7 protein-coding genes and 2 pseudogenes are annotated in these 8,533 nt (G+C 54.6%); 5 read left to right on the forward strand and 4 right to left on the reverse strand.

Features of this window, described 5'->3' with window-relative positions:
- Positions 1-78: 78 nt before the first annotated feature.
- Positions 79-855: pseudogene (locus tag BJQ17_RS32655) on the forward strand (PAS domain-containing protein); the annotation flags it as partial.
- Between the two features lie 105 nt (positions 856-960).
- A pseudogene (locus tag BJQ17_RS32660) lies at positions 961-1,398 on the forward strand (methyl-accepting chemotaxis protein); the annotation flags it as partial.
- Positions 1,399-1,530: 132 nt separating this feature from the next.
- Here the strand turns inward: BJQ17_RS32660 and BJQ17_RS24660 are convergent.
- The 4 genes from BJQ17_RS24660 to BJQ17_RS24670 form a co-directional block, all read right to left on the reverse strand.
- The gene (locus tag BJQ17_RS24660) at positions 1,531-3,078 is read right to left on the reverse strand and encodes an IS66 family transposase (RefSeq protein ID WP_034128274.1); all 1,548 of its coding nucleotides are present in this window, start codon (positions 3,076-3,078) and stop codon (positions 1,531-1,533) included.
- Between the two features lie 61 nt (positions 3,079-3,139).
- A complete protein-coding gene (tnpB, locus tag BJQ17_RS32265; protein WP_009682493.1) occupies positions 3,140-3,475 on the reverse strand; it encodes an IS66 family insertion sequence element accessory protein TnpB in 336 nt (111 codons plus the stop codon).
- The gene (locus BJQ17_RS30470) at positions 3,472-3,804 is read right to left on the reverse strand and encodes a transposase (RefSeq protein WP_009682494.1); all 333 of its coding nucleotides are present in this window, start codon (positions 3,802-3,804) and stop codon (positions 3,472-3,474) included. The genes tnpB and BJQ17_RS30470 overlap by 4 nt, the downstream gene beginning before the upstream one ends.
- Before the next feature lie 782 nt (positions 3,805-4,586).
- On the reverse strand, positions 4,587-4,904 hold the full coding sequence (locus tag BJQ17_RS24670) for a hypothetical protein (protein WP_054893893.1): 318 nt from the start codon (positions 4,902-4,904) through the stop codon (positions 4,587-4,589).
- A gap of 772 nt (positions 4,905-5,676) precedes the next feature.
- Between BJQ17_RS24670 and BJQ17_RS24680 the strand changes: the two genes are divergently transcribed.
- The 3 genes from BJQ17_RS24680 (at position 5,677) to BJQ17_RS30480 (ending at position 8,164) form a co-directional block, all read left to right on the forward strand.
- Positions 5,677-6,315, forward strand: coding sequence for a hypothetical protein (locus BJQ17_RS24680; RefSeq protein WP_023383562.1), 639 nt, complete (start codon positions 5,677-5,679; stop codon positions 6,313-6,315).
- A gap of 210 nt (positions 6,316-6,525) precedes the next feature.
- On the forward strand, positions 6,526-7,527 hold the full coding sequence (locus BJQ17_RS24685) for a lambda-exonuclease family protein (RefSeq protein ID WP_054893894.1): 1,002 nt from the start codon (positions 6,526-6,528) through the stop codon (positions 7,525-7,527).
- Positions 7,528-7,618: 91 nt separating this feature from the next.
- Positions 7,619-8,164, forward strand: a complete 546-nt coding sequence (locus tag BJQ17_RS30480; protein ID WP_082412236.1) for a hypothetical protein — start codon at positions 7,619-7,621, stop codon at positions 8,162-8,164.
- The last annotated feature ends 369 nt before the right edge of the window (positions 8,165-8,533 follow it).

Consider the following 8,533-nt stretch of genomic DNA (forward strand, 5'->3'; position numbering starts at 1 on the left):
CATCAGTTAAACATTCGAATTGGGATTTACGGCTTCTCCTCATTCGTCCGATAGTAAAATTCACTCTAAGGCTAATCAATGTTCAACAAGGCAATCAAGCAGACCTTGGCTGAGGCTCTGCAAAAGCTTCAGGCCGCAGAAGCAAGGGCCGTGGCCGTTGACCGTTCGACGGCAACAATTGAATTTAAACCCGATGGCACCATCATAGGTGCCAATGAGAACCTTCTTACCACCATGGGCTACCGACTGGAGGAGATCGTCGGACAGCACCATCGTATTTTCTGTTTTCCTGATTACCAGGCGAGTGCCGACTATCGTAAGTTCTGGCAGCGCCTGGCTGGTGGCGAGTACATACGTGAACGTTTCCTGAGGCGTAATAAGCAAGGCCTGGAGGTCTGGCTCGAAGCCAGCTACAACCCTATCCGAGGCGCCGATGGTCGCGTCGAAGGCGTGCTGAAGCTGGCCACCGACATTACTACTCAGGTGATCCGTGAGCAGGAGCAGAGCAGCATGGTTCAGGCCATCAGTCGCTCGATGGCTGCGATTTCCTTTAACTTGAAAGGTGAGGTTCTCGACGCCAACGAAAACTTCGAGCAGGCCATGGGCTATCGCCTGGATGAGATTCGGGGAAAGCACCACCGCATGTTCTGCACACGAGGTGAAGCGGACTCTCCTGAATACCGCGATTTCTGGGAGCGACTGAACCGTGGTGAGTTCTTCTCTGGACGCTTCCAGCGACTCAACCGGCATGGCGATACCGTCTGGCTGAGCGCAACCTACAACCCGGTATTCGATGCCAGTGGCCGGCTTTACAAAGTAGTTAAGTTTGCCCGTGATATTACGTCCCAAGTGCGCCAGCAGCAGGCAGAATCCGATGCAGCCACGTTCGCCTACAATATATCCCAGCAGACGGACAGAAGCGCTCGCCATGGTGCCGAGGTCATTAGTGAAACGGTCGAGGTGGTACAAGGCATAGCAGCCGAGCTCTCACGAGCGGCTGAAGGCATCACTGCAGTCAATCAGCAGTCAGAGATGATCCGCAGCATCGTGCAGACCATCCGAGGTATCGCCGAGCAGACCAACCTACTTGCTCTAAATGCTGCTATCGAAGCTGCAAGGGCGGGTGAACAAGGCCGAGGTTTTGCGGTGGTCGCCGATGAAGTACGAAACCTTGCAGCCCGCACGGCGCAGGCCACCGTGGAAATCGTCGATGTTGTGAAGCGCAACCATGAACTAGCGCAGGATGCTGTGGAGAGCATGCAGGCTAGTCGCCAAAAGGTCGATCAAGGCGTCGATTTGGTCAGCCAAGCCGGCTTTGTGATAGAGGAAATTCAGAGCGGAGCACGGCAAGTAGTCGACGCCGTGCGCCAGTTCGCCGAGGCAAAGGAAGAGCTCTGATGTAACTGTATCGGGCACAACCTCGTAAGGCTGTTCCAATTTCTCACGATAAGCGTGCTTGTCCAATATGACATCATCGCTGCTTACTGGGCGCAACTGAACGTTTGCATCCGAGCATCACGTCTTACGCAATTAGACCGGTTGCCAAATATGCGGCAGCAAATGATCGATTTCACTCGCCCGCTGCGTCGGCAGGCGTGTGAGCACGTCCTTCAAATAGGCATACGGATCATGACCGTTGAGCCGCGCAGACTGGATCAAACTCATGATCGCCGCCGCCCGCTTTCCGCTGCGTAGCGACCCTGCGAAGAGCCAGTTCTTGCGTCCAAGAGCCCATGGTCGGATCTGGTTCTCTGCCCAATTGTTGTCTATGGGTACAGCCCCGTCATCGAGGTAGCGCGACAGCGCTGCCCAGCGTTTCAGGCTGTAATCGAGTGCTTTGCTGATGGCTGAGCCTTCGGGCACAAGGTCGCGCTGGGCGCTCATCCAGACATGTAGCATGTCCATTACCGGGACGGCTTTTTCTTTCCGTATTCGCCGCCGTAAATCCGGCTCCAGATCGCGGACTTCGCTCTCGATTTCGTACAACAACTGGATATAGCGCAGGGCTTGCTCAGCAAGCGTGCTTTTATTCGTAGCGTGCAGCTCGAAGAATTTGCGCCGTGCATGGGCCATGCAGCCGATTTCGGTCACGCCGAGTTCGAAGCTGGCTTTGTAACCGCCAAAATCGTCACAGACCAGCTTGCCCCTCCAGCCTTGCAGGAAGTTGCGAGCATGCTCTCCGGCACGGCTGGGGCTGAAGTCATAAACCACCGCTGCCACATCCGAGAACTGGCTGGTGGCGTAGGCCCAAACATAGGAACGGTGGGTTTTCTTTGTTCCCGGCATGAGCATTTGCACGGGTGTTTCATCGGCATGAATAATCTGCTGCCCGAGTACCACTTCGCGCAGCGCATCGACCAGCGGCTGCAACTGAACCCCAGTCACGCCAACCCATTCGGCCAAGGTTGAGCGTGGAATCGCCAGGCCCGCTCGACCGAAGATCGATTCCTGACGGTAAAGCGGTAAATGGTCAGCAAACTTGGCAATCATGACGTGGGCCAGCAGCCCAGCGGTTGGGATGCCCTTGTCGATGATCTGAGCCGGAACCGGTGCCTGGATAAGCGTTTCGCAGTCATCGCAGACCCATTTGCCACGTACATGACGCTCGACGGTGAACACGCCCGGTGTGTAATCCAACTTCTCACTGACATCTTCACCGATGCGTTTCAGCGCGCAGCCGCATGGGCAGTGAGTGTTGTCAGGTTCGTGATGGATCAGTGTGCGTGGAAACTCAGCCGGCAATGCAGTGCGCTTGGGCTTCTGCTTTTTCTCGGTCGCCGCTGGCACTGTTTGCAAGGCCTGAAGCTCTGCTTCAATCGCTGCGATATCTGTATCGATCAGGTCATCGAGCAAACTGGCCTGCTCAGGATTCATCTGCTCGCTGCGCTTGGCAAATTTCAAGCGCTTGAGCTGCGCAATTTCGAAGGTCAGCTTCTCGATCACCGTCTGATCGCGGTTGATCTTCTTGCCCATGGTTTCGACCGTCTTACCCATTGTTTCGACTTGCGAGAGCAATTGCGCAGCTAAGGCACGCAGTTGGTCGGGAGTCATTTGGTCGAGATTGGGAGAAGAAGTCATGCGCCGAATTTTGCCAGAGCAGGCGCTTCGCGGCGATAGACCGATAGGCTAATGGCAGCCGTTAAAGCAGTGTGATCGAGCCGCCGGAACCTGCTCGTTGCCATGGCAGGCCCAATACCAAGGCTTGGAGTTGCTCGGTGTCCAACTGCATTTCAGAGCCATGACGAATGCTTGGCCAGTGGAACTTGCCCTGGCTCAACCGGCGCGCCGCCAGCCATATGCCGAAGCCGTCATGCACCAGCACTTTCATGCGATTGGCGCGGCGGTTGGCGAAAAGATAAGCACAGTGCGGCTGCGCCGCACCGAACACCGCAATCACCTTGGCTAATGCCGTTTCGGTACCAGCGCGCATGTCCATCGGCTCGGTGGCGAGCCAGATGGAGTCGATGCGAATCATCGCAGAAGGTCTCGAAGAAAGGTCGCGCAGGCAGCAGCATTTTCAGTGGGCCAGTTCACTGTGACGGTGCCACGCGGGTGCTGTATTTCAACGCAAATATTCGATGATGATGTGTGGGATTTCGCCCCTGCCAGCGGCACGGGTAACGGAATAAATGCAGGTTGCAGCGCCGTGCTTTTCTGCGCTTGCAGGCGAATCCATTTGTGGACGAGGTTTGCGTTGAGGTTATGGCTGAGTGCGATGCTGGCAATCGAAGCACCGGGCTGGGCACACTCTTGAATGACCTGAGCTTTGAAGGATTTGGAATAGGAACGGCGTGTTGGCTGCATGAAATACCCGCTTAAAAGGCTAGAACTGGTGCCCACTTAAATGTAAGTGCACACCATGTCTTGGCTTTGCAGGGCTGGGTAGATGACTTGGCCGTACGCATACCGTATACGGAACCGTACGTACGGTGGTGTGAGAGGACGGCGGTTGTGAAACCGCCTCCTACTCGATTATAGAAATGGTGTTTATCAGCCCATGTTGAACATTACCTGAGGCAAAGTTAACGGATACTCCCACTGGAGAAGCCAGTCAGGTCCGAGGTCGCGAAGCCTCCTTTGTAGTCAGCAACACGGTAACGGGTTAGCGCACTACCCACATACCGCCTGATATCTCCGCTCCCTAATGCATCCCCTGTGTTTGCCTCTGTGTTCTCGACTCGGTGATGCACCGCCAGTTTTGAGATCAGACAATAGTCGAGTCCGGGCTTCTCCCAGGAACTGACAACACAGCTGGACGATTAGGTCGAAGCGGTTATCCCTCAGGTCGCTCACCACTACGTGAGCAGCGCAAATGACTTCCCCGGACGTATGTCCTTCACATAGCAGCCAGGTGCAACTGGTGGGGATTCGCAAGCTAGCCAAGCAGGACGTCGTACTGCTGTCGACTATCCTAATGGCGATAAAGAGGTGAGCTCAGTCTTGGTAACGGTGGATTCTCCACCTACAGCGCCGCGGCAGCTGTGGTTACCAGGACTGGGCTCTTTGTATATCAAAGGCCCAGTTTTTTTTCGCCGCGGGCGCCTTTGTTAGCCCTTACGTCTAGAGGCGTATTAGCCTCCACTGTCTCAGTGACGTCGGGCCTTCCACAGACCCACCGTACCACTGCCGCCGGCAGACTGATCGATGTTTGGAGAGTCGCCCGTCTCGATCACTTTTGTCCTCACTACCGATTTGTACGCCCCCGTCTCCAGTTTACCGATGTACTCCTGCCAGTCCTCCGCCGCATGATTCTCGTTGGGAAGGGAATGACCTTTGGTCTTAATCCCACACCTCACACGATCCCGACCAGCTGCGTCCATCGCATAGGTGGTTATTGAATAGCCATCCCTCAGCTTCTCTTGCACTTGAAGCTCCAAAAGCCTGCTCATTTCCGATTTGTCCATTGCAACCTCGGTAAAAACATGTGAGGGGGCGAGCGGCTGGGAGCCGGGGCCACGAGATGAGGATCGCACACGCCACTACCATCTTGGCTCTACCCTAGCGGCAATGGCACCATTTCTTCGCTAGTAGCTCTGAGATACCAATCTGAAAGGTAAGGGTTAGTACCAGCTGCATAACGCTTCGCAATTCTCGGATGCGATCTCACCCAGGCTCTCAATCCCTCCCAAGCCTTGCTGCGATAAAAAAGCGTTCGACTGTCCCAGCCCCCGTGGTCCAGCAACTTGATCCCGAACTCATCCGATAAGGCACGGGCATCGTCAATAGTGAACCCCCTGAGAAATACCCGAGCTTCACTGCGATATTTGACGATGTACCACCCAAACCCATGGCACCTATAGCTAGTAGGATCGAACTGAACGATGTTGCACACCCCGAGGTGCACACCATCATGGACGGCCGACCGTGGGGTGATTAATGAAATCCAGGGGCCTTCGTAAATCATTGAGGCCTCGAAAAGCTGACCCCTGATGGTGGCGCTGTGGAAGACGTTATTGTTCATGGCCTACTCTACCTCTCCGCACTACCAGAAATTTTAGCCGATCCCCCTCCTGCAGCTCGTTGAGACGACTAGCGGTGCAGCGATTCGCAACTAACGCAGATGGCTATTTGCGCCGCCGGCAGCCCCGGCCCCATCTGCATGAGCATTTTGCCACTAGCCTCCATGGCCACCCATCAGTATTATAGTTACATGTTATTCAACCCCCTGAGGCTCACGTGATCCATAAAGCAATCGCGGCATTAGCTGCCACCTGCGTCATCATCGCCTTACCTGGTTGTGCAGCGAAGCCAATCACCGTTGAGAAAGGCCCGGTGCGCGTTCAAGCAGCACAGATCAACGGGCGCCTGGTAGAGGGTGTGCCTGTCAAGGCCGTGACCGAGGACGCCGCCCTTGGTGACATGACAGCGTATGTGAATGACGCTCTCAAGAAAGCTGGCTACAACCAGACTGCGGGTGATGCCAAGGTCACGTACACAATCAGCGAGGTCTATGCGGGCCCAGCCTCACAGTACAAGGAAGCTCACACAGCAGTGGGCAATGCTGTTGCCACGGGTGCCTCTCTGGCTGTATCCCTCGCGACCTGCTCACTGCTGAACAATTGCACCGACTCTGGGATGGTTGGGAACAACGTCGCCTCAGGCCTAACCGCAGCATCCGATGCAGCACAGACCACCAGCGGCCAGAACGTCGACAAGCTCGCGGGGACGAACCTGGTGATTCACACGGTTTGCTTAACCGGCCGGGGTTGCGCCAGTTCAGCTGCAGCGACTTCAGACCCCTCGATCTCGCTGAATGATCTCCGTATGCAGAACGCCATGCTGGGCCTTCCCCGCACGATGAGGATCGGCGAGTAACACCGCTGTTGTACGCTACCGGCTGCCTAGCAGCCGGTCTTCAAGGTTAGCACCATTGCTCCAGTCCCTTCTCCTCAGACCTTCCTTACTTAAATCCCCCTCTCACTGACGCCAGTCCAAGGCATCTAGTTTCTGCAAGAACGTTACGCATCTCCCGTTATCAGGCCTTCCACTGTTCCGGTGCAGGTCACTTTTAGAGGAGATTGCGATATGGCAATGCGCATCATCACGGGTCCAGCTGCTCAGCAAAACTCCGCTGCTTGGTTTGCATGGCGTCGTGAGGGAATCGGAGCTAGCGAGGCGCCCCAGATCATGGGCACGTCAAAATTCCGCAGTTCATATGAGCTTTTCAGACTCCGCCTGGGCATCGGGCCTCCCCCGCCGCCAAACCCCTACGTCGATCGTATTCGAGCCAGGGGTCATCAGCTGGAACCCATAGCTAGGGCGGCTTATGAAAAGCACACCGGTACCACGGTTACGCCCATCATTGCCGAGAGTGACTCGATCCCATTTATCAGGGCATCGCTAGACGGGTTCAATCCCTTTCTGGGGATACCGGTCGAGATCAAATGTCCAGGGGATACAGCTCATGGGCTTGCTCTCAAAGGAATCGTCCCACCGGAGTATGTGGACCAGGTTCAGCACCAGATCTTTGTTGCTGAAGCCAGCTTCGCCCACTACTACTCATTCGATGGGTCTAAAGGCGTGCTGCTCAAAGTCCCGCGTAACCAGAAGCGGATCGATCAAATACTTAAAGGCGAGCTCGACTTCTGGCACCGGCTCCAAACAGGCAAATGGAGTACAGATGAATGGGAAGCCGCAGCGGCCGCCTGGCGGCTGTCAAACCGGCAATTTCAGGAAGCCACAGCGCGAGAGGAAGCAGCCCGAGCTGTGCTGCTCTCTCAGATGCCGCCAGGCCGCAAGCGACATGAAAGTGAAGGTGTCTCTGTTCACCTTTCCACACGTAAAGGATCTGTCGACTGGCGCGCCTTGCTCAAAGCACACGGCGTAGACCTGACTGAAAGCCAAATCGATGTCTACAGGAAACCCTCTGTAGAACATGTGACTGTTCGTGATCAGTTCAATGCACCCCTGACGATGCCTAACTTGCCGGCGGCGACTTTGCCTCAATCGGTATCCCCCACCGTGCAAACTGGACAGCCAGCACCTAAACCAGCGGTACAAACCTTGAGGAAGGAGTTCATCTTCTAACGCTACACCCCCCGGAAACGGGGGTTTTTTTTGCCTGTTTTGCACAGGCGTGTGCGGCATCCCCTCTCATAAAGCGAACCTGGGAGACCAAATGAAACGTATCAATAGGCATGTATCCGCGTGGCTTGTAGTAGTTTGTATCTACACCGCGTTGGTGGCGGCTACGGGTGCATCGCATAAGCTAGCGCTATTCACATTGACGTTTGTTATATGTGTACCAGTGATTGCTTGGTGGAAAACAGGAAGCTTCACATATTGGCCGGTTATTCATACCAAAAGTGACAATGCTTCATTTAAACCAAAACGGACATACGACCACGAACGTACAGGACAGACTAAAGGCAAGCGGGATACGCCGAAGGCGTATGACCTTAGCGACATTCCGCACCCACCTAAAAGAAGAAACGATGCACATCTCAAGAATCTTCCTCAAGGAAACGGCATCAGTCCACCCACCAGTAAACAGCGGCCAAAACCCGTGCAATGTGCACTCGTAGCCAAAAGGGTCAAGCAACTGATCCCGGAAAATGTAGCTCCTACTATTGGATCCATGGGCGACCTGTTCGAAGATCAAACCCGCATAGTAGACACGTTAGAAGACATTCTCATTGTTCCTGATGGAGACGTCTTTCTTTAACTGCATCACATAAACCAGCGCCTTATTTAAGGCGCTGGTTTTTTTATTCATCAAATAGATTACACTTCACCCACCCAAGGCCTGAGCTGCATTTTTGCATACGAAAAATCGTGCAGACCAAATTTTGCACGCATTAAACCGCACTTTTTAGGGAACTTTTCTGGCGCCGATTTGTTGACCCTCATAACAACACGTCCCTATAATTTGTCCCGCATCGCCAATCAACGGACTAGATAGGAATTAGGGACACAGCATGTCTTTCAGCTTTGACACATACCAGGGAGCTACGGAAATCGGTCTTTCGTCGCTGGGTTGCCTCTCAACCGATGGCAAACCGCACTGCCCACGATTCAATAAAAGCTGCTCTAA

The sequence above is a fragment of the Pseudomonas sp. NBRC 111139 genome (assembly GCF_001753955.1).
In the GTDB taxonomy this organism is placed as follows: Bacteria; Pseudomonadota; Gammaproteobacteria; order Pseudomonadales; family Pseudomonadaceae; genus Aquipseudomonas; species Aquipseudomonas alloputida.